Consider the following 19,987-nt stretch of genomic DNA (forward strand, 5'->3'; position numbering starts at 1 on the left):
TCAGCTTTCCCTGAATTCGGTCCGCGCCAAACCGTTGTCGAGGTTGACTGTAGTGCGCAGGCGCATGCGTTCCGGCGTCGGCGTCATGATCAGCACAGCGTCTATCTCGATCTTCAGGCCCGCACTTTTGTCACCAAGGGTGACCGCTACCTTGGTTGCGCTTTCCTTGAGACGCGGCTCGAACGTGGCAAGAACCGAGCGGATCTCGCGCGCCAGCGCCTCGCGATCAAAGTCGCGGGACGAACGGCCCGAAAACGACGGCACGCCGTAGTTGACCACGCTTCGGCGCACCTCAGGAAAATCGGCCAGCGATGGCGGATTGTCTGCAGCCTGTTCGTTTTCGAAATCGGAAAGAAGCGGAACAGCTTCGAAACGCTCGGTGTTGAACAAGGCCTCGATGTCGCGCCGCACGGCCTCCCTGAGGACGCGGGCCGATACGACCACGCCACGGCTTTCGATCTCGGCGCGGTGTTGGGTCTGAAAGGCCAGGCGGTGCAGACGCCGCTTCTGATCGGACGTCAGTTCCGCGTCGGCATCGATAAGCCGCGCGTTGCCCGCAAGCAGCGTGTCCAGCCGGTCCGCGCCCAACTCGTCCTGCAAGGTATGGCGCAGCCCGTCTATCTCGGAGGTGACGCCCGGCAGGTCGTTGACGAGGCGGTCCCAAAGAGAGGGCTGGACCGCTTCGCGTTTCGCGCGCGAACTGCCGGTGACCTGTACCTTGTCCGCGCCGGGCCGCCGCGCCTCACTTGCCGACATAGACATCCATTTCGATTTCGTCATCCTTGTCATAGACGAACTTGATCTTCTTGTAGGCGAAGCTGACCTCCTCCTCGATCAGGTCTTCCTCGTCCTCGGCCTGCGACATGTCGTATTCCATGATCGAGGCGTCGGTCAGGGTGACGACCAGATAGTCGCTGGTCTCGCCATCGATGGTCCGGCGGGCGGAGAACACAACCTCGTCCAGCGCCTTGTTGTCGAACAACGCCTTTTTCAGATAGGGCGAGGACTTGTCATAATGCTTGGTGAACTTGATCATCCCCAGTGACACGCGACCGCGGCGTGAGAGCGAATTCGGATCATATGGCGCGATTATCTTGTAATCGACCCCGTGGACTTCGATTTCGTCCTCATGGCCGTCTCGAACGCTTGGCCCTTTGATATCCGGAACTTTTAGAAAACCATCAATTTTCACGGGCATTGTCTTCCTCCAGCGTTTTCAAAACAAAGCAGGATTATGTTGCTGCAAATCAAGTCTTTACGGACGGTAGTTCCGACACCAGCCGAAGCGAGGCGTTGATGCCCTCCAACTGGTAATGCGGGCGTAGATAGAAGCGGGCGTTGTAGTAGCCCGGCCGCCCCTCGACGCTGTCCACCTGGACCTCAGCGGCGGCAAGCGGGCGCTTGGCGCGCGCCTTGTCGTCGGCAAAGGCCGGGTTGGCCAGCACGTATCGGTTGATCCACTCGGTCAGCCAGATCTGCATGTCCGACCGCTCCTTGAACGACCCTATCTTGTCGCGCGCGATGGCTTTGAGGTAATGCGCAAACCGGGAAACCGGGAAGAGATAGGGCAGGTTGGCGCTCAGCCGCTCGTTCGACTGCGCGTCGGGATCGACCAGCCGGCCGGCGCGGGTTTCGTCATCCTGCAGCGAATGCGCGCCGATGAAAGCCGCAAGATCCGTGTTCTTGCGGTGCAGGATGGGCATCAGGCCGAGCTTGGCCAGTTCCGCCTCGCGCCGGTCGTCGATGGCGACTTCCGTCGGACATTTCATCGCCACCGATCCGTCGTCGGTGGGAAAGGAGTGCACCGGCAGGTTGATGACCGTGCCGCCATTCTCGACGCCGCGGATCTGCGTGCCCCAGCCATAGAGCTTGTGGCTGCGGTTTATGTTCACGGCCATCGGGAAGGCGGCGTTCATCCAGACATATTTGTTGTGGTCGCCCCGGACCTCTTCCTCGAAGGTGAAACCCTTCACCGGAACCGTATCCGTGCCGTAGGGAAGCCGTGCCAGGACACGGGGCATGGTGAGGCCGATATAGCGCGCATCCTCACTCTCGCGCAGCGATTGCCACGAGGCGTAGGCCGCGTTGGACACGATCTGCTGCAGGTCCTGCGGGTTCGGCAGTTCCTGCCAGCTGTCCATGCGGAACAGGCGCGGCGAGGCCGCCGCGATGAACGGCGTGTGCGCCGAGGCGCAGATGCCCGAGATGTTGCGCAACAGGCCGACGTCACGCGGATGGTTGGAGAATTCGTAGGCGCCGATCAGGCAGCCGATCGGCTCGCCGCCCAGCATCGAATACTCGTCCGTATAGACCTTCTTGAAGATCGGGCTCTGGTCCCACATCTGGCCTTCATAGTCTTCAAGCGTGTCGGCGAGTTGCTCCTTGGAAATGTTCATCACCCGGATCTTCAGCTTCTGATCCGTCTCGGTGTTGTTGATGAGATACCACAGGCCGCGCCATGTACCTTCCATTTCGCGCACTTCCGGCGCGTGCAGGATCTCGTTGACCTGCTCCGACAGCATCTTGTCGATGCCCGCGATCAGCGACTTGATCGATTTGATCGCGTTGGACGAGATGGTCGTGGTGTCGGATCGCGACTGTGCCGCCAGCGCGAGATTGCGAACGAGTTGCTGCAACTTCTCGCTGTCGTCCTTCTTGACCTTGAAATCCTTTTCCAGGAGCCCGCTGAATTCTCCGAGATCGATGGTCTCCGCCTCGGCGGCGATGGCTGCGGTTTTTTGCTGTTCGGCCATGACTTACACCTCAACCTTGTCTTCGTCCGACAATGCCTGGCTGGCGATTTTGCCAAGAAGCGGCTCGTTGTTCAGAAGCTGCGCGATGCGCTTTTCGGCGTCGACGCGGCCATCCATGAAGCCGAGCAGTTCCTCGAGCTGACGACGCATCTTGAGGATTTCGGCGAGTTGCGGGACTTGCTCGGCGATCTTGTCCGGGGCGAAATCGCCCATCTTGGTGAAGGTAAGATCGAGTGCCAGCTCCTCATCCCGCTCGGCGCCGTCAGCCTGAGGCAGCGTATTCTTCACACGGGCTTTGACGCGCGGTCCAAGCGCCTCCATGAAACGGGGGAAGCGGTTCGCGTCGGTCTCGACAAAGGAGCGGTCCAGAACCGACTTCATCGCTTCCTTGGTCTGTGAAGCGCCGGAAAGGTCGGCCATCACACCCATGACGAACGGCAATTCGATCGTCGTCGGGCTACCATAAGTTTCCACGTCATAGGCGATCTGCACGCGCGGAGCGCGGTTCCGTTCGATGACTTTCGCTTTGCTTTCAGCTGGCATGGCTCGTTACCTTTCATCCTTCTGGGCCGTCTTCTTGGCATCGGGAACGCCGGCAAGCAGCCGGAATTCCTTCAGCCCCGACGGGGCGAGATCTTCCATCAGTTCAACGAAATCCATATGCACCATCCGGCGCACCCGGCGGGCGAGGTGCGGGATCGGGCTCGACGGTTCGGTGCGGTCATAGAAGGCGACGACGAGGTCGAGGCATTTCACGACGTCGTCGCGCGAGGAAATCCGATCCGGGAGCCCCGTGCTCGGTTCCGCGTAACTCGCCATACTTGCCATAGTATCGGCTCCATTACCGTTTCGAACAGGCGTTGCTGGTTCTGCAGGCGCGGAAACAGGCTTTGCGGCGCCATTCTCGATGGCGCCGGCGGCCGAGTTTCGTTCGAGGGTCGTCAGCAAACGCTGCAGAAACCGCTTTAATTCCGGAACGGTGGCGCCGCTGCCCTCGATACGGGCATTGAGGGCGGTCTCCACCGCCTCGAGGGCCGCGATCGCGGCGCGCGCATTGGCAAAGAGCGACGTCATCTCCGCGCCGGCCTGATCGATCTGTGCGACGCATGCGCTGCGCACCCGGTTCACCAATTGGCTGTGCGCGCTCGCCAGAGCCGCCTTTTCGGTCGCGTTCAGTCCCGAGGCCGCTTCCTGAAGCATGACACGCTCGTCGAGCGCGCCCTTCTCCAGATCCTCGCCGAGGATCGGGCCGATTGCACGCGGCGCGAAAAACGTCATTTTCCGCAAATCCTTGAGCAGGCCATCCTGACTGTTCTGGAGGTCAGTCAGCGCATTGATGCGGCGCAGGGCGGCGTCGCGCGGCGTAGCACCGGACCGCAGGGCCGGGTGCATGGTTGCCCAGTGCTGATCGAAGGTTTGCGCTATGAGGGTCAGGCCCTCAGCCAGCCCGGCCAGCCGATACTCGTTGGCCAGAGCACGCGTAACGATGACGAGGAGGCGCAGGTCCCGGCCGTGTGGACGCAGCTCTTCGGCCTTGGTGAGCACGGTGGACCAGTCGATCGGAACGGCAACTTCTAACTTGGCGTTCCCTTGATACTCGACCTTTTTCTGCTGTTCCGTCAGGCGCTCCAGTTGATGAAAGGCTGGATCGTTGCGCAAATCTTCCCCTGACGGATTTTCACCGTCCAGCGGATTCAGCCAGAGTGCGAGATCAATCACACCAACCCCCAGCAAGCGGCCCTTGTGCCGTGCGTAACGCAACGTTACCACACCGCGACACTTTACCACAATTTAGTTGCTGCTCAATCTTAATGGGAGCTTGCAAACCGGGTCCTGAGCTCGAAATCGCTGGCGCAATTGTCGAACCTTTTATGTGAAGGCGTCGCAACGAGATGGGGCATTCCATGGCTGTTGTAGCCGATGTCGCCGGCTTTGCCGGAACGCAAGAAGTCGACTGAATCGAGCACCCGGTCGCCCCGTCCATAACGCTCTTTGTCAAGTCGCCGCTTATGTGGCAGTTTATTGGCTGGCAGATTGGAGGAGCAAGTTCGATGGAACAGCGCCGGTCGTCGCAGAGCTTCAAACGCAAGGAACTGGTCGGCAAGCTCAACCCCGTCTGTTTGCGCGCCTTCAAGGCTGCGGCCGACACCGCCAAGCTGCGCGGCAACCCTTATGTCGAGCTCGTTCACTTCATCGAACAACTGGTGCTCTCAGAGCGCTCGGATGTGCAACTGATACTGGCAGACGCCGGGGTGGATGCGAGCCGGCTCACGGCCGATATGACCCGCGCCGTCGACAAGCTGCCCTACGGCGCCACTTCGATCGAGGAATTTTCCGATCATATCTTCCACGCCATCCAGGAGGCCTGGGGCCTGGCGGGGCTGGAATTCAGCGTCGACGAAGTGCGCAGTGCGCATATTCTGCTCGCCTGCCTGAAGACCCCGGTGCTGGAAGGCCTGCTGTCGAAGATCAGCGGCGAATTCGACAAGATCGATGCGCAGGCCGTCATTACGCGGTTCGCAGACGTCATGGAAGGTTCACTCGAAGCTGGCGCCTCGACTGCGGTTCCAGCCGCCGAAACGCCGCGGCGGGCTGCGGGCGGGGATTCGGCGCTGGCCAAATATGCCACCGACCTGACCCAGCGCGCCCGCGACGGCAAGATCGATCCGGTCGTCGGCCGCGATCCCGAGATCAGGCAGATCGTCGATATCCTGATGCGGCGCCGGCAAAACAATCCGATCCTGACCGGCGAGGCCGGGGTCGGCAAAACCGCGGTCGTCGAGGGCTTTGCCTTGCGCATCGCCGAGGGCGACGTGCCGCCGACGCTGCAGGGCGTCAGCGTGCGCATGCTCGATGTCGGCCTGATGCAAGCGGGCGCCAGCGTAAAGGGTGAATTCGAAAAACGGCTGAAGGCGGTCATTGACGAGGTGCAATCCTCGGAAACGCCGGTCATTCTCTTCATTGACGAAGCGCACACCTTGATCGGCGCCGGCGGCGCGGCTGGAACCGGTGATGCGGCCAATCTGCTGAAGCCAGCGCTGGCGCGCGGCGAGCTTCGCACCATCGCGGCAACGACCTGGGCCGAGTACAAGCAGCACATCGAGAAGGACCCGGCGCTCACCCGTCGCTTTCAGGTCGTCAAGATAGATGAGCCGTCGGAGGCAGTGGCTGTCCTCATGCTGCGTGGTGTCGCCGGCGTCCTCGAGCAGCATCACAAGGTGCAGATACTCGATGAGGCGATCGAGGCGGCGGTCAGCCTCTCCCACCGCTACATCCCGGCACGGCAACTGCCCGACAAGGCCGTGAGCCTTCTCGACACCGCCTGCGCCCGTGTCGCCATTTCGCAGCATGCCACCCCTGCCGAGGTCGAGGACATCATGCGCCGCCGCCAGGCGCTGGAGGTCGAGCGCGCCATCATCGGCCGTGAGGCAGCGATCGGCATCGACGTGGCCGACCGGCAGGCTCGGGTCGAAACCGGGCTGGCCGAGACCAAACTCACGCTTGCGGCCGCGCAGCAACGTTGGGATCGGGAAAAGGCGCTGGTTGGCGAGATACTCGAACTGCGCGCCAGGCTGCGCGGCGAGGGTGTGCCGCTCGACGCGGTGGAACCTTCGGGGGTGGTCGCCGAAACCGCAGGCGCCGATGTATCTGAGATCAAAGCGCCTAAAACCGATGCGCCTGAAACCGATGCGCCTGAACCCGATGCGGAAACAACGGCCACTGCCGATCCTTCTGCACCCGATCCGGCTGCCGATCTCGCGCGGCTGCGCGAACTGATGGCCGACCTCGCAGAGGCGCAGGGCGAGACGCCGCTGATCCTGCCGTCGGTCGACCGCAACGCCGTGGCCGCCGTGGTGCAGGACTGGACTGGTATTCCGACTGGGCGAATGCTGTCGAGCCAGACCGAAAAGGCGCTGCGGCTCGCCGTCACACTGTCTGAGCGCGTGGTCGGTCAGGATCACGCCATGGAAATGATTGCCAAGCGCGTGCAGACCAGCCGCGCCGGGCTCGGCACGCCCGAAAAGCCGGTGGGGGTTTTTCTGCTCTGCGGTCCCTCGGGCGTCGGCAAGACCGAAACCGCGCTGGCCCTGGCCGAGACGCTCTATGGCGGCGAGCAGAACCTCATTTCGATCAACATGTCCGAGTTCCAGGAGGCGCACACCGTCTCAACCTTGAAGGGCGCGCCACCCGGATATGTCGGCTACGGCAAGGGCGGCATCCTCACCGAGGCGGTTCGGCGCAAGCCCTATTCGGTGATCCTGCTTGACGAGGTCGAGAAGGCGCATCCGGACGTTCATGAAATCTTCTTCCAGGTCTTCGACAAGGGAATGATGGACGACAGTGAAGGCCGGCGGATCGATTTCAAGAATACGCTGATCCTGCTCACCTCGAACGTCGGCTCCGAAGTCATCATGGACCGGACCAGAAGCGGCACGGTACGGGCGGGGCTCGACGACCTCGACACAGCATTGCGCGCCCCGCTGCTGAAGGTTTTCCCAGCGGCCTTCCTCGGCCGGGTGGTGACCATCCCTTACTACCCGCTCTCGGACATGATGATAGAAGCGATCACCCGCCATCAGTTCGCCAAGATCGCCCGTCGGCTGCGCTCGAGCAACGATGCCGAGTTGGTGATCGGTGACGGTGTCATGGATCTGGTCAAAGCCCGCTGCACCGAGATCGAATCCGGCGGGCGAATGATCGACGCCATTTTGACAAACACGCTTCTGCCGGAATTGAGCCGTGGCGTGCTGAACCGGTCGCTGGAGGGCGAAAAGATGACGAAGGTGACGGTCGGAGCCTCCGAAGGAGGTTTCACCTATTCCTTCGAATAGCTGAGCAGCAATCTGTAGTTAACCGGAGCCGTACGACCGCTTAGGGTTGATCCCGCCGCATTTTACGATCAGCTTCCGCGCGGGCAGAGAACCAGGTCTGCCAAAAACAAACAGAACACGTGACGCGGGAACCAGCCTCGGCAAGACACGTTGCTAAGCCATCGACCTTTCAAACAGGGATACGTTCAATGGCGAAAGAGATACCTCGCGAGGAAGAGCAACGCGGCACCGGAAAAGTCATCATGTGGGGCGCCGTAATCTCCGCCGTGCTTTTTGTTGGCCTGATGGCCATATTCGTCCTCGGGCCGATCTGATCTGGTTGCGGGAGCGAGCTTCGAACTGCCCTTCAAATTGGCTTACGTGCTCGGCCATGGCGTGCACCTCTGTGCCGGAGGGCGCCGATCGGAATGTGTCGTAGCCCTGCGGCCGGCGCGCGACGCACATCTTTTGGTCAGATGCCCTGACACCGCGCGATGCAAGTTCCAGCTTTGGTGATGGCGGGCGCACTGCATTATTGTTATTGTACGCCCGAACAGGCGCGCAAATGACATCCAATTCAGAGCAGGCCGAGGCGGTCGAGCAGTTGCTTGACACACCTGACCTTGCGACCGCACTGGAAAGCGAAGAGTTCAAAAAATTTCTTGACCAGGTGCCGATCGCCATAGCGGTTGCGGACCTGACCGCTGAGGAGCGTGTGGTATACGCCAATCCGGAATTCGAGAAACTGTCAGGCCTGACGGTCGCCAGGCTTACCCGAGAAAACTGGGCGGCCCTTTCGGGCACAGGCATCCACCAGCAGAAGGGCCGACCTCTTCCCGAGGCCTTGGTCGAGCAAACCGATTTTGTCGGGACCTTCCGGCTGGAGCGCGTCGGGGACAATCCGGCTCTTGTCGACGTTTATTCAAACATAATCGTGGACGACAACGGCCAGATCTGCTTCCGGCTGGTGGCGCTGGTCGACGTATCGGCCCATGGCGAAGCGGGGGATCAGCGCTCGGTGGAGGAGCGGGTCAGCGAGAAAGACACGCTGCTGCGCGAACTGCAGCACTGCGTGAAGAACAACCTGCAGATGATCACAGCCCTTATCCGGCTGGAAAGCCGCAATGCGACTGAGGCCGACCGGAGACGGTTTGAGCGGCTCGCCGGTCGCGTCGACGCTCTGGCGATCCTCTACCAGACGCTAACGGCCGACGAGCAGAAGGAGGAGGTCGATCTTGGCGTCTATCTCAGTCAGATCGCGTCCGCGGTGATGAGCTCGCATGCAGTCGAGGGGATCCGGCTCGATATGAGGGTGGATACATATCCGGTGTCGATAAACGTCGCCATGCCGGCGGGACTGGTCGTGAACGAATTGCTGACCAATTCGCTAAAACATGCTTTCCAGGGGCGCGAAGGTGGCACGATAACGCTGCACAGCATCGTCGATGGCGACGGCTGCCGGGTCATAGTGGCTGACGACGGAATTGGCCTGCCGGAAGGCGAGACGTGGCCCAAGCCAGGCAAGCTCGGAGCGCTGATCGCGCGCTCGCTGACCGAGAATGCCAAGGCGCGGCTCGCCGTTGACTCCAGCGCCGGCAAAGGGACGAAGGTGACCATCGTTTTCAAACGATCAGCGGCAGCAAGCTGAAAATTTCCATTTCGCGCGTCGGTTGCATCGGGGCCCCAGACACGCTACTATACCCTCTCGCGTTCCCGGGGGGGAAGGTGGATGAGCATCGTCCATAGGGTCGGTCCAGTTCTAGATCAGGCGATTGCCGCAGTCCTCAACCGGGCCGGCTATGGCGACACCGTCTCGGTCAAAGCGGCATTGAACCAGGTTCGGCAGGCTGCACCTGGTTTGGTCGCATCCAATGACGATCTAATCGAAGCTATCCTCGAAGTCGCTGCTGCCCTGGGCCTGTTCGTGGCTTTCGATGAGCACGAGCAGTATCCGCTCAATCCCGCTTAGTAATCCGATCACCGCTCGGAAGGTCTAGCGAAATAATTCGCCCCCTCATGGAACCCTTTAGTAATCGGCGAGTTGCGTTCAGAGCTAAAGGTGACCGTCATGGCAACCCGAGAGAGCGATCGTGGGTTCCGAGAGTTGGTCCGTTCGGAGGACAATCGTCGGAGACTACGCAAGCGGTTAGGACTGGAGGGCGATCAAACCCTGTCGCCAAGGCTTGCCGCACTAGCTTTGAAGCTTCAGAAGGAGCTTGAGCGGCGAGAGCAAGAGGTGGCCGACGAGAACCCCCAATCCCCCTGAAGTTGGTCATGGCATCTCGTCCTCCGGACCATGGATGGCAAAGCGTGAGAGAGCGGTCGTTCTGTTAGGCGACTCGCGAAAGGGCTTGCTGATCCAGATCGCACCTTGCCAGTCCGAAACGCCAGCGATGGTTCGTTGCCTCACGTCTGCTCTGGTAGAACAAGGTCAGTTTCCCGCCCTCGATCATCACCGTCGAATGGCCGTTCTCCCCAGGCTCACCAGGATCGAGCACGGGGCCGACCGAGACATAGGGCCCCTGGACGGCGTCGGCGATGGCGAAGAATACGCGCTGACGACTTCCGCGCGGGCCGTCAGGAAGGAAGCAGGTGGCGTTGAGAAGCACGCGACCGTCGGGCAATTCGACCAGTTGGGCGCCCTCGATCCCCCACTCGTAGTCCGGATGCTCGCGCGCATTGTGATGGGGAACATCGAGATGATCCAATATCTTGCCGAGACGTTTCCACGGCCCAAACCAGGAATCGGATTGGCTGCGCGCCAGATAGACGTCAGGCTGCGGCACCCTGGTGAATTTAGGCATGCCTGAATAGACGATGTAGCGCTTGCCGCCGATGATCGCCGGATGGGGATCATAGATACCATCCTCATCGGTTTCCGGCAGGGACAATATCGCCGGATTCAGCACCACCCAGTTGAAACCATCATTGGAAACCGCATGTTCGCAACGTCCGCCCGACTTCATGAATTCGGTCTGGATAAACATATGGAAGACGCCGCATTCATGAATGACGCCGGGCGCCGCTATGCCCGATCCGGTTACCGCTAAGTCGAGCGCCTCATGCTCAGTCCACGGCCCATAAAGGTCCGGAGCCGTGGCATGTAGTATTTTCCAGCTCTCGGTCGTGACGGTGCCGCTCGAGCCGAAGACGTGCCAAAGCGTGCCGTCGAACACCGGACAAGGATCCTTCAGATCATCCACGGCCTGCGGGTGAAACAACGGAAAGACATTGGTTTCGAAGTTGAATTTCATTTATTGGCTCTCTCACGGCGTGTTTAGTCGGCGGTCGCGGGCCCGTGCGCCACTCGGCCGAATCGATTCACAGACCGTTAACTTATAGCTCCCTCGATTAACGCTTGTTGAACGATCAAACGTTCTCAACCGTTCTGTGGCAATGCGCCAAATCTGTTGAGATCACGCGCGGCCGACGCGCCCGCGTGGACAGGATGCGTTTGGGCATCTTCGGCTGGCAGCGCCGTTTATCGGTGGATCAATCGCACAAGTGCGGCGCCACTGCTCGGACACGCACGCAGTTCAACCCTGTGGAACAACTTACTTAAATGAAAGTTAGATGTATGCCTTCGGGTCTTAGGTCGAACGAACCTCGATTAACATATGTTAATTCGAGAGGCTATCAAACTATAACCAAGGGATAACCTATATGGAAATGGCGGGCGGTAAGCAAATATCACCTAACACTCCCGAAAAATTGTCAATACTACTTTGCTTTTCTCACTTAAGATGGAATTTCGTACACCAACGCCCACAACACATTCTGACGCTCGCTTCAAAACAGCAACAGCTAATTTACTTTGAGGAACCGGTCTTCGAGGAAAGACACTACCCCTTCATGCGGGTGAAAGATGAGTCGCCGATGATCCGAACCGTAACCCCGGTTCTTCCGGTCGGCATTTCCGCAACAAAGGCGGACGCCATCCAGCGTAGGTTCGTCGACCAGATCCTCACCTCAGTCCCGCATGACCGGCTGACTATATGGTACTACACGCCGATGGCGCTGCGTTTCAGCGATCACCTCCGCTGCGACGTGTGCGTCTACGACTGCATGGATGAACTCTCCGCCTTCAAGAACGCGCCGGCAGAGTTGACGCAGATGGAAAAGGCGCTGTTTCAGCGCGCCGATGTCGTCTTCACGGGCGGACAGAGCCTGTACGAGGCCAAACGATGCCTCCATAACTCGATCTTTCCCTTCCCAAGCAGCATCGACGTTGCGCATTTTCACAAGGCAAGAGACCCCGGCGATGACCCTGTAGACCAGGCCGACATACCTCACCCGAGAGTTGGCTTCTTCGGCGTGATCGACGAACGGCTCGACATTGAGATGATCGCGCAGGCGGCTGCGGCAATGCCCGACGTGCATTTCGTCATGCTCGGCCCGGTGGTCAAGATCGACCAGCTAAGCCTGCCGCGCGCAACTAACTTGCATTGGCTCGGTGCCAAGTCCTACGCCGACCTGCCTCGCTATCTCAGGCACTGGAGCGCCGGCTGGATGCCCTTCGCGCTCAATGAGGCGACACGCTATATCAGCCCTACCAAAACTCCTGAGTTCCTGGCGGCCGGACTGCCGGTGGTGTCCACGGCGATCGTGGATGTCGTGCGCACCTACGGCGCGGAAGGCCTGATCGATATCGTCGACGCCGACGATCTCGAACCCAAGCTTCGGTCTGTTCTGTCGCGTCCGCGCGACTTCCTGCTGAAGAAAGTCGACGCCTACCTCGCCAACATGTCGTGGGAACGGACGTGGGAGGCAATGGCTGCCCATATCCAGCGCGCCTATGCGATGAAGAGCATTGTGCCGTTGCGCAGGAGAGCCTGACCATGTTCGATTGGCTCATTGTCGGTGCCGGCTTCGCCGGTAGCGTGCTTGCCGAACGCATCGCATCGCAACGGCATGAAAGCGTTCTGCTCATCGACCGGCGAAATCACGTCGGCGGCAACGCTTATGACTGCTATGATGAGGCGGGAATTCTGATCCACCGCTATGGGCCGCATATATTCCACACCAACGCCCAATCGATAATTGACTATCTCTCGCAGTTCACCGAATGGAGGCCTTACGAACATCGCGTACTGGCTTCGGTCGACGGAAAACTGCTGCCGATACCGATCAACCTTGATACCATCAACCGCCTGTACGGCTTTGAATTCACATCCGAGCAGTTGGAGGAGTTCTTCGTCTCCCGGCGAGAAACGGTCGAAGAAGTTCGCACCGCCGAAGACGTGGTTGTGAGCACCGTCGGCAGGGAACTCTACGAAAAGTTCTTTCGCGGCTATACAAGGAAGCAGTGGGGTGTCGATCCGGCCCAGTTGAGCAAGTCCGTGACGGCGCGGGTCCCTACCCGAACCAACCGCGATGACCGCTACTTTGGCGACATCTTCCAGAATATGCCGGCTGGCGGGTATACACGCATGTTCCAGCGCATGCTGGACAACCCAAAGATCAAAATCATGCTGCAAACCGATTATCGCGAAATTCGCGACACGATCCCCTATCAGCGCATGATCTACACCGGGCCGATTGATGAATATTTCGATTGGAGCCTTGGTCGTCTGCCTTATCGGTCACTGCGGTTCGAGCACGTGACGCTCGATTGCGAGCAGTTTCAACCGGTCGCGGTAGTCAACTATCCGCAGACGGAGAACTATACCCGCATCACCGAGTACAAGCATCTGACCGGCCAGCAGAGCCCGAAAACCAGCCTGACCTACGAATATCCAACCGATATCGGAGATCCCTATTACCCGGTGCCGCGGGCGGAAAACGAGGCGCTGTACAAACGTTATGAAGCACTGGCTGCGGCGTGCCCCGACGTCTGGTTCGTCGGGCGCCTGGCCACATACCGCTATTACAACATGGATCAGGTCGTCGGTCAGGCCTTGGCGACGTTCGCGCGTATTCAACAAAGCCTGCCGGCAAACGGCATCGCGCAGATGTCAACGCAGCGAGCGATGCTCGATTCGTCGGGCATGGCTCTCGGCGACCATTGAACTCTAATAGCGGCATCAAGGCGTGCCTTGCCGTGATCCGCCGCGCAAAGCCGTGAAGGGTCGCGCGCTTTTTTCGACGGCTACGAAACACCAGCCGCGAACAATGTGCGCTGGCGCTCCAATTCATCTGCAACCGGCTGGCGAAGACTGCGCGAACCGTCGGCATGAATCGTCGAGAACAAGCCGACTTCCGCGTGGCGCGAATTGTCCCAGCCGGGATACGCCGTCACCGGGTACAGGCATATGCCCTGAATCGGCGCACCAAGGCTCATCGCGTCACGGACCTCATCGCAAACATAATGGAGCCATGCCGGCCGGCCTGATCCTTCAGCGCCCGTCTCGGCGATAAAAATTGGCTTCCTGTAGCGCTCAGCGAGCTCGACCAACATTTCCGAGAGTGCCCGGTATTCGTGATGGCCCATCGGTATCGTTGGCCCCTGAAAGTACCATTGATTGTGCGGATAAAAGTTAAGGCCGATGACGTCGACACAGTCCTCGCTGCCGCCCAGTTCGGGCTCGGCAAGGCCCGTCAGCATGTCATAGGCTTCAAACTGGCCCTGACGAACATTTTCCGCGCGCCGCTGCTCGGCGCGAGTGCGGTCTCGAGGAGCGACATGGATTAGCGGTTCAGCCCAGATGAACCTGCAATCAGGTTCGGCATCCCTCATCGCTTTGACGCCGGCAACCGCTGCCCTCACAAGCTGCCGCTTGAACCATCCCCGCTTCTTCGGCCCCACGCGCGGGAAATAGCCGACCTCTATCGCCCATGCGAAGAACGAGATTTCGTTGATGGGACATACCAGAGGAGCTGTCCCTGCAACGGAGCGGTGAACCCGGACAGCCTCAGCGGCGAATCGCACATAGGCCTCGGTGAAGCCTGAGCCACCCTGGTCGACATGATCCGGCGAGCCGTAGTGAAAGATATCCCAGATGACCTGCACACCGGCGGCCTGAGCTGCTTCGATCATCGATATCCAACCCGACCAATCGAAAACTCCTGGCGCTGTTTCAATCAGGTGCCAGCGCAAGCCGTCGCGAATGGTGCGAAGCCCAAGGGCAGCACAACTGCGATAGTCGCCGAGGGCGTGCGTGTCGTGTGCGGTCGCGCGGATCAAATCGAGGCGCACTCCGTCGCCGCGCCGATGCGATGAACACTCGAACCCAGCCATGAAGAAGCTGGCAAACGCGGACCGGTATTCGCCTGGCGGACGCGCCGGATCGTTGTTCATATGTGCGACCCGTCGGCCAAGGCTCGCGCCAGCGCTCCCGCTAGGCAATAGTCCATTGGCAGGCGATCGGCCATTACCAGTTTCGACGGCCTCACGTCGTCCCCTGAGCGACAAATGCGGTGCAAGCGTCGAATGTTGACTATGCGAGTGTGAGTGGAGCCGAATCCAGGTGTTGTCGGTGAGAAGACATCGACCTCAGGATGACAGACTGGCGCTCTCAAGCCGAGCCTCGTCAATCCTCGTCGAGCTGGATGTTTGGATCCGAGGAAGGAGAAGATCGCACGCACCACAACTATAAAGCCGATGAGATGAAACGACACGCGCAATCCCCCACATTGCTTACCGAACTTGCCTGCGACCGTGAGGTTCCTTTCGGCTGAAATTTTCTGGTCGGGCGGGCGACCCGCCAACTTGGCATTTCTGCTCTTGTCGACGAAGCGACGCACGACAATTTCCGCATCCCTCGTCATGTCCGCAGCGAGGGTTCTCACACAACTATCTGAACCGGGCGTGCGTTCTGCGGCCTGCAACTTCCCTGGTGATCAGCCAACATCACCAGCGCCGCACTTGAGGGCAGGGCGCCGCAGCGCCGAGACAGGGCATCGTTGGTACCGCCGAATGGGACGAAAGGATCCATTGGACTGCCAAGCCCGACGAAACATTTTCCCACCGCGGCAGTTATACTGCTCCGCGGACGAAATTCGAGCATGCCTTGAACGATATCAGATTGGCGATACCGCTGGTCGGCGAAGTGGAAGACTCCGCGCCAAGATCGGCTGCGGGCCTGCCTTGGATCAAGGTAGCCGGTTCCTATTTCGTCACCGAGGACGGCGAGGCATGGACGCCGATCGGGCAGAATGATGCGGTAAGCTGGCCCGAACTCAATGGCCTGTTCCGGCGCGCCGATATGGCCGGCGTGGAAGATCATCTCCGTTGGCTGAAGGAAAGCGGCGTCACCTGCCTCAGGCTGATGCTGGAATATGCCCAGGTTCGCCACCGCTACTTCGAGAAGCCGCAGGGCCGCTTCGTGCCGGCGATGGTGCAACTGTGGGACGACCTCTTCCGTCTTTGCGAAAAACAAGGCTTAAGAATCCTGCTCACCCCCTTTGATACGTTCTGGCAGTGGCTCCACTGGCGCCACCACCCCTACAACCGCCACAACGGAGGCGTGCTGGACCACCCGTCGCGATTTCTGGTCTGCGCCGATACCCGCCGCGCGATCAAGGCAAGGCTGGAGTTCGCGGTTCGCAGATGGAGCGGCAGCGGAGCCCTCTTCGCATGGGACCTCTGGAACGAAATCCATCCCGAGCAGGCTCAGGGCAGCGCGGATGGCTTCGGCGCCTTCATCCATGATCTCAGCGATTTTGTGCGTCGCCTGGAAACGTCACTTTACGGCCGCTCGCACCCGCAGACGGTTTCGCTGTTTGGACCTGAGCTTCGCTGGCGGCCCCACATGCCGCTGCCCGCGCCGATCTTCCGCCACCCCGACCTCGATTTCGCCTCCCTCCATCTCTATGAGGAGGGCACAATTGACGACCCCAGTGACACGGTGGCGCCGGCGCTCGGCATGGCGCGAATCGTCGGAGAGGCGCTTGGTGAAATTCTTGACGGCCGCCCTTTTCTCGATTCCGAGCACGGCCCGATCCACTCGTTCAAGGACAAGAAGATCACACTCCCCGAACCTTTCGACGATGAATACTTCCGCCATTTGCAATGGGCTCACCTGGCGGCGGGGGGTGCCGGTGGCGGCATGCGGTGGCCGAACCGCACCCCGCACGTGCTCACCCCCGGAATGCGGCGGGCGCAGCGTTCGCTGGCCGACTTCCTGCCTCTGATAGATTGGGTTTCGTTCCGGCGTGTCCATCTCGGCGACAAGATGCGGGTTTCCGGTCCCGACATCGCGCCGGTCGCCTGCGGCGACGATTCCCAGGCAGTGGTCTGGCTGGTTCGCAGCGACACGATCGGACGAAACGGTATGCTGCGTGCTGGCACTGCGCCCATTCCTGCCGTCTTGAAACTGCCCGGGTTGGCTCGCGGCACCTATCGCGTCATCGCCTGGGACACCGCGGCCGGCAAGCAAACGGCGGAATGGCAAGCGAATTCGGACGGTTGGCTGAAGCTTGATGTGCCGCCGTTCTCCGCAGATGTCGCGCTTGCCGTCCGCCGGATCTAGAGGAGGCAACGTCGCGCCGATGCCGATTTCAGTGATCTACCAAGGCCTGGAGTCTCGTGCCGGCGATGCAGCCTGTCGCGAGGCGGCATGTTGCGAGACGCCGGAGTCCTTTAGGCGGTGAGCTCGCGCTTGATTGTTGCGCCTGCTGCCTTAGCGACGCGTATCCGACACGCAGGTAGGGCAGGGAACACATGGCCTGGCCCGAAGTTAGGGGGTGGCAAAGGAGAAGAGGGATGGCGACCACGGCTTCGCAGCATCGCCGTTTTCCGACGTCCGCAGGTATTCTTCTGGGGCTTGGCTTGGGCGGATTCTTCGATGGAATCGTGCTGCATCAGTTGCTCCAGTGGCATCATATGGGGACCAGCGCCGGCTATCCCGCCGACAGTGTTGAGAACCTTCGGTTCAACACGCTTCTCGATGGCCTGTTCCACGCCGGCACATATATCTTCGTCGTGCTTGGTTTGGTCGTGCTCTGGCGCACCGCTCACAAATCTCATCTCTGGTGGTCGGGAAAGATGTTGCTTGGGACGATGCTCATGGGCTTCGGGATTTTCAACCTGGTCGAAGGGCTGATCAATCACCAGCTTCTCGGCATCCACCATGTCAACGAAACCGTCCCGCAGGACCAGTGGATCTATTGGGACATCGGGTTCCTGATTTGGGGTGCACTGATGCTGATTGGCGGCTTGGCGCTCGCAAGGCGGGGCCAACGGCAGTCGCCAGGCGAGCCTCGCTAGTTTGGGCGTCCGGCACTGTCAGCATACACCGAACCGGTCGATCCCAGTTGCGCCGCTCGCGGCGGGAACAAATCACGCGCAGCGCGGTTCGGAGCATTCCAGCCATGGAGGGAAAAAAGCGCAGAGTGTTGAATGCAGGCATTCCATGCGCTCTTGTCGTTGTTGCCGCCAGCCTCAGCGCACTGTCGGATCCACTGCCGCCCGATATAACCTACCGACCACTGCCCGCCCGTCCGTTCTCTGCCGTCAGGGCCGACGACGAAGCGCAGAAGCCGCGCGTCATGGCGCGCCAGAGGGCTTTGCTGGAGGAGCGATACGACCTGTCGGATCGCCCCATGCCACGCACAATGATGTCGGGCGGGACAAAACCTGTCCAGGACGGCGTCCGGGTCAAGCTGGCGAAGGACCAGACCTGGCAGGGCCTGGCGGAGATGAGCCCTGGCGAGATACGTGACCGCAACCTGCTGCCCAATGGCCTTCTGCCGCTGCCCCATGTCAAACAGGCGACCGGAGGACAGGTTTTTCCGGAAGAAGAAGTTCGTGAGATCGGCCGGCAGGAGGGGCGCGATCTGAGACGTTTCGACGTCGACTTCGATCTTCCCAATCACCTTACGCCAGAGTTCCCGTCACCGATATTCTTGACTACCCATCCGGAACTGGGCGACGTTTCCCGCGGCGAGTTGCTGACGATCCGCAACTACTATGAAATCATGAACGGCATCATCACGCCGGTTCAGATGGAAGGGCTACGGCTTCTCCTGACGCCATTCCCGCAGGAGGAATTCAATCAGACCGAGGACCGCAAGGTGGCGGCGCAGAGCCTGGGGGTAACCTGCCTCGATTGCCATGCCAACTTCAACACCAACGCTGCCTTTCATCTGACGCCCGATGTCAGGCCGCAGGCCGCGCGCTTCCGTCTCGACACGACCAGCCTGCGCGGTCTGTTCAACCAGCAGATCCATGGGTCGAAACGGTCGCTGCGCTCGGTCGAGGATTTTACCGAATTCGAGCAGCGCACCGCATACTTCAACGGCGATCATGTCAGCGCTACCAGGAAGGGCGTCAACCTGCCCGATCGCACAAACCAGGTGGCGATGATGGCGCAGATGCAGAACATCATCGATTTTCCGCCGGCGCCGAAGCTCGACCCGTTCGGACAGCTCGATCCCGCCTTGGCCAGCGAGCAGGAACTGGCAGGCGAGCGCGTGTTCATGGGCAAGGGCCGCTGCGCGCAATGCCATGTCCCGCAAGCGTCGTTCATGGACAACAACATGCACGATCTGAAGCTGGAGCGCTTCTATAAGCCGGGGCAGACCTTCAACGACATGGTGGAATTGCCGGACGGGCCGATCAAGACGTTTACGCTGCGCGGCATAAAGGACACGCCGCCCTACCTGCATGACGGCCGTCTGATGACGCTCGCCGATACGGTGGAGTTTTTCAACCTGGTGCTCGGCACCAAGCTCACCCAAGACGAAAAGAATGACCTCGTTGCCTATATGCTCGCGCTTTGACCGCGGCAGCCGACCGACCTCAGCACATCTTTGATGGAGGTTCTCATGCGTGTTTTTGCAACTGCTTTGGGGTTGGTGGTGTTTTCCGCATCGCCTCTCTCGGTATCGCCCCTTTTGGCCCAGATCGGAAACCCGGCCGGCATGGCCCCGGATACCAGGATGGAGGCGCCGGGACAGCCGGCGCCTCATCAGACCAACTACCAGGACCGGCTGTTCGCGCAGCTCGCCGCCGCCGGCGGCGCAGCCGAGGTCGAATTCGGCAAGCTCGCGAAAAAGTCCGGCAACTCCGCTGTCACCGCATTTGCCGGCCGCATGGTCGACGGCCACTCGGCGGCGAACGCGAGACTGAAATCTCTCGCTGAGACCAATAAGATCCCGCTGCCGGAAGGGCTCGACGAGGAGCACGAGCGGCAGCGGGCCGAGCTTGAAAAGCTCGACGGGGCGAAGTTTGATATTGCCTATATCAGCGGGCAGATCACCGATCACCAGAAGGCGGTGCAACTGCTTGAATGGGAGATCGGTTCGGGACAGGACGCCGACCTTCAGCATTTCGCCTCCGAGACTTTGCCGACGGTGCTCGAGCATCTGCAACTGGCGCGCGACATCAAGGCGGAACTGGCAAGCCAAGTGATCGCCGGCGCCACCACGGCGCCGCCCAAGCAGTAGCCCGCCGGCGGCAACATCAAGCTGTTTCCTGCATTGTTCCTCGGCCAGTCTCGTCGCGTTTTTCTAGCGGCGAGTGGGCCGCCCACGATCCCGCGC

The 19,987-nt window shown here is 60.4% G+C and carries 17 protein-coding genes; 10 read left to right on the plus strand and 7 right to left on the minus strand.

What is annotated here, in order from left to right:
- From tssE to tssA, 5 genes are read right to left on the minus strand one after another with little or no spacing between them, the layout of a single operon-like run.
- On the minus strand, positions 1–756 hold the full coding sequence (tssE, locus tag NMG70_RS04200) for a type VI secretion system baseplate subunit TssE (protein WP_254023406.1): 756 nt from the start codon (positions 754–756) through the stop codon (positions 1–3).
- On the minus strand, positions 743–1,198 hold the full coding sequence (locus tag NMG70_RS04205) for an Hcp family type VI secretion system effector (RefSeq protein ID WP_023801311.1): 456 nt from the start codon (positions 1,196–1,198) through the stop codon (positions 743–745). Before NMG70_RS04205 ends, tssE begins: the two co-directional genes overlap by 14 nt.
- 49 nt (positions 1,199–1,247) lie before the next feature.
- Positions 1,248–2,753 (minus strand): type VI secretion system contractile sheath large subunit, encoded by a 1,506-nt coding sequence (gene tssC, locus NMG70_RS04210; protein WP_254023366.1) that lies wholly within the window; start codon positions 2,751–2,753, stop codon positions 1,248–1,250.
- A 3-nt stretch (positions 2,754–2,756) separates the two neighbouring features.
- Positions 2,757–3,296, minus strand: a complete 540-nt coding sequence (gene tssB / locus NMG70_RS04215; protein ID WP_254023367.1) for a type VI secretion system contractile sheath small subunit — start codon at positions 3,294–3,296, stop codon at positions 2,757–2,759.
- A 6-nt stretch (positions 3,297–3,302) separates the two neighbouring features.
- Positions 3,303–4,472, minus strand: a complete 1,170-nt coding sequence (tssA, locus tag NMG70_RS04220; protein WP_254023407.1) for a type VI secretion system protein TssA — start codon at positions 4,470–4,472, stop codon at positions 3,303–3,305.
- A gap of 332 nt (positions 4,473–4,804) precedes the next feature.
- Between tssA and tssH the strand changes: the two genes are divergently transcribed.
- The 4 genes from tssH (at position 4,805) to NMG70_RS04235 (ending at position 9,533) form a co-directional block, all read left to right on the plus strand.
- Positions 4,805–7,585, plus strand: coding sequence for a type VI secretion system ATPase TssH (tssH, locus tag NMG70_RS04225; protein ID WP_254023368.1), 2,781 nt, complete (start codon positions 4,805–4,807; stop codon positions 7,583–7,585).
- Between the two features lie 188 nt (positions 7,586–7,773).
- Entirely contained in the window at positions 7,774–7,899 is a 126-nt protein-coding gene (locus NMG70_RS32615; RefSeq protein WP_301555123.1) for a hypothetical protein, read from the plus strand.
- A gap of 230 nt (positions 7,900–8,129) precedes the next feature.
- Positions 8,130–9,212, plus strand: coding sequence for a histidine kinase dimerization/phosphoacceptor domain -containing protein (locus NMG70_RS04230; protein ID WP_254023369.1), 1,083 nt, complete (start codon positions 8,130–8,132; stop codon positions 9,210–9,212).
- Between the two features lie 81 nt (positions 9,213–9,293).
- The gene (locus NMG70_RS04235) at positions 9,294–9,533 is read left to right on the plus strand and encodes a hypothetical protein (protein ID WP_254023370.1); all 240 of its coding nucleotides are present in this window, start codon (positions 9,294–9,296) and stop codon (positions 9,531–9,533) included.
- A 361-nt stretch (positions 9,534–9,894) separates the two neighbouring features.
- On the opposite strand, the gene NMG70_RS04240 is transcribed toward NMG70_RS04235, so the two are convergent.
- Complete coding sequence (locus NMG70_RS04240; protein ID WP_254023371.1) at positions 9,895–10,818, minus strand: glycoside hydrolase family protein; 924 nt, start codon at positions 10,816–10,818, stop codon at positions 9,895–9,897.
- 409 nt (positions 10,819–11,227) lie between these two features.
- Between NMG70_RS04240 and NMG70_RS04245 the strand changes: the two genes are divergently transcribed.
- Positions 11,228–12,400, plus strand: a complete 1,173-nt coding sequence (locus tag NMG70_RS04245; RefSeq protein ID WP_254023372.1) for a glycosyltransferase — start codon at positions 11,228–11,230, stop codon at positions 12,398–12,400.
- Positions 12,401–12,402: 2 nt separating this feature from the next.
- Positions 12,403–13,572, plus strand: a complete 1,170-nt coding sequence (gene glf, locus NMG70_RS04250; protein ID WP_254023373.1) for a UDP-galactopyranose mutase — start codon at positions 12,403–12,405, stop codon at positions 13,570–13,572.
- Positions 13,573–13,652: 80 nt separating this feature from the next.
- On the opposite strand, the gene NMG70_RS04255 is transcribed toward glf, so the two are convergent.
- On the minus strand, positions 13,653–14,801 hold the full coding sequence (locus tag NMG70_RS04255; protein WP_254023374.1) for a glycoside hydrolase family 1 protein: 1,149 nt from the start codon (positions 14,799–14,801) through the stop codon (positions 13,653–13,655).
- 712 nt (positions 14,802–15,513) lie between these two features.
- Between NMG70_RS04255 and NMG70_RS04260 the strand changes: the two genes are divergently transcribed.
- The 4 genes from NMG70_RS04260 (at position 15,514) to NMG70_RS04275 (ending at position 19,891) form a co-directional block, all read left to right on the plus strand.
- Positions 15,514–16,974 (plus strand): glycoside hydrolase 5 family protein, encoded by a 1,461-nt coding sequence (locus NMG70_RS04260; RefSeq protein WP_254023375.1) that lies wholly within the window; start codon positions 15,514–15,516, stop codon positions 16,972–16,974.
- Between the two features lie 233 nt (positions 16,975–17,207).
- On the plus strand, positions 17,208–17,711 hold the full coding sequence (locus tag NMG70_RS04265) for a DUF2243 domain-containing protein (protein WP_254023408.1): 504 nt from the start codon (positions 17,208–17,210) through the stop codon (positions 17,709–17,711).
- Between the two features lie 104 nt (positions 17,712–17,815).
- The gene (locus NMG70_RS04270; protein ID WP_254023376.1) at positions 17,816–19,225 is read left to right on the plus strand and encodes a cytochrome B6; all 1,410 of its coding nucleotides are present in this window, start codon (positions 17,816–17,818) and stop codon (positions 19,223–19,225) included.
- 45 nt (positions 19,226–19,270) lie between these two features.
- Entirely contained in the window at positions 19,271–19,891 is a 621-nt protein-coding gene (locus tag NMG70_RS04275; protein WP_254023377.1) for a DUF4142 domain-containing protein, read from the plus strand.
- Positions 19,892–19,987: the final 96 nt, after the last annotated feature.

Source organism: Mesorhizobium ventifaucium (assembly GCF_935822925.1).
Taxonomy (GTDB): domain Bacteria; phylum Pseudomonadota; class Alphaproteobacteria; order Rhizobiales; family Rhizobiaceae; genus Mesorhizobium; species Mesorhizobium ventifaucium.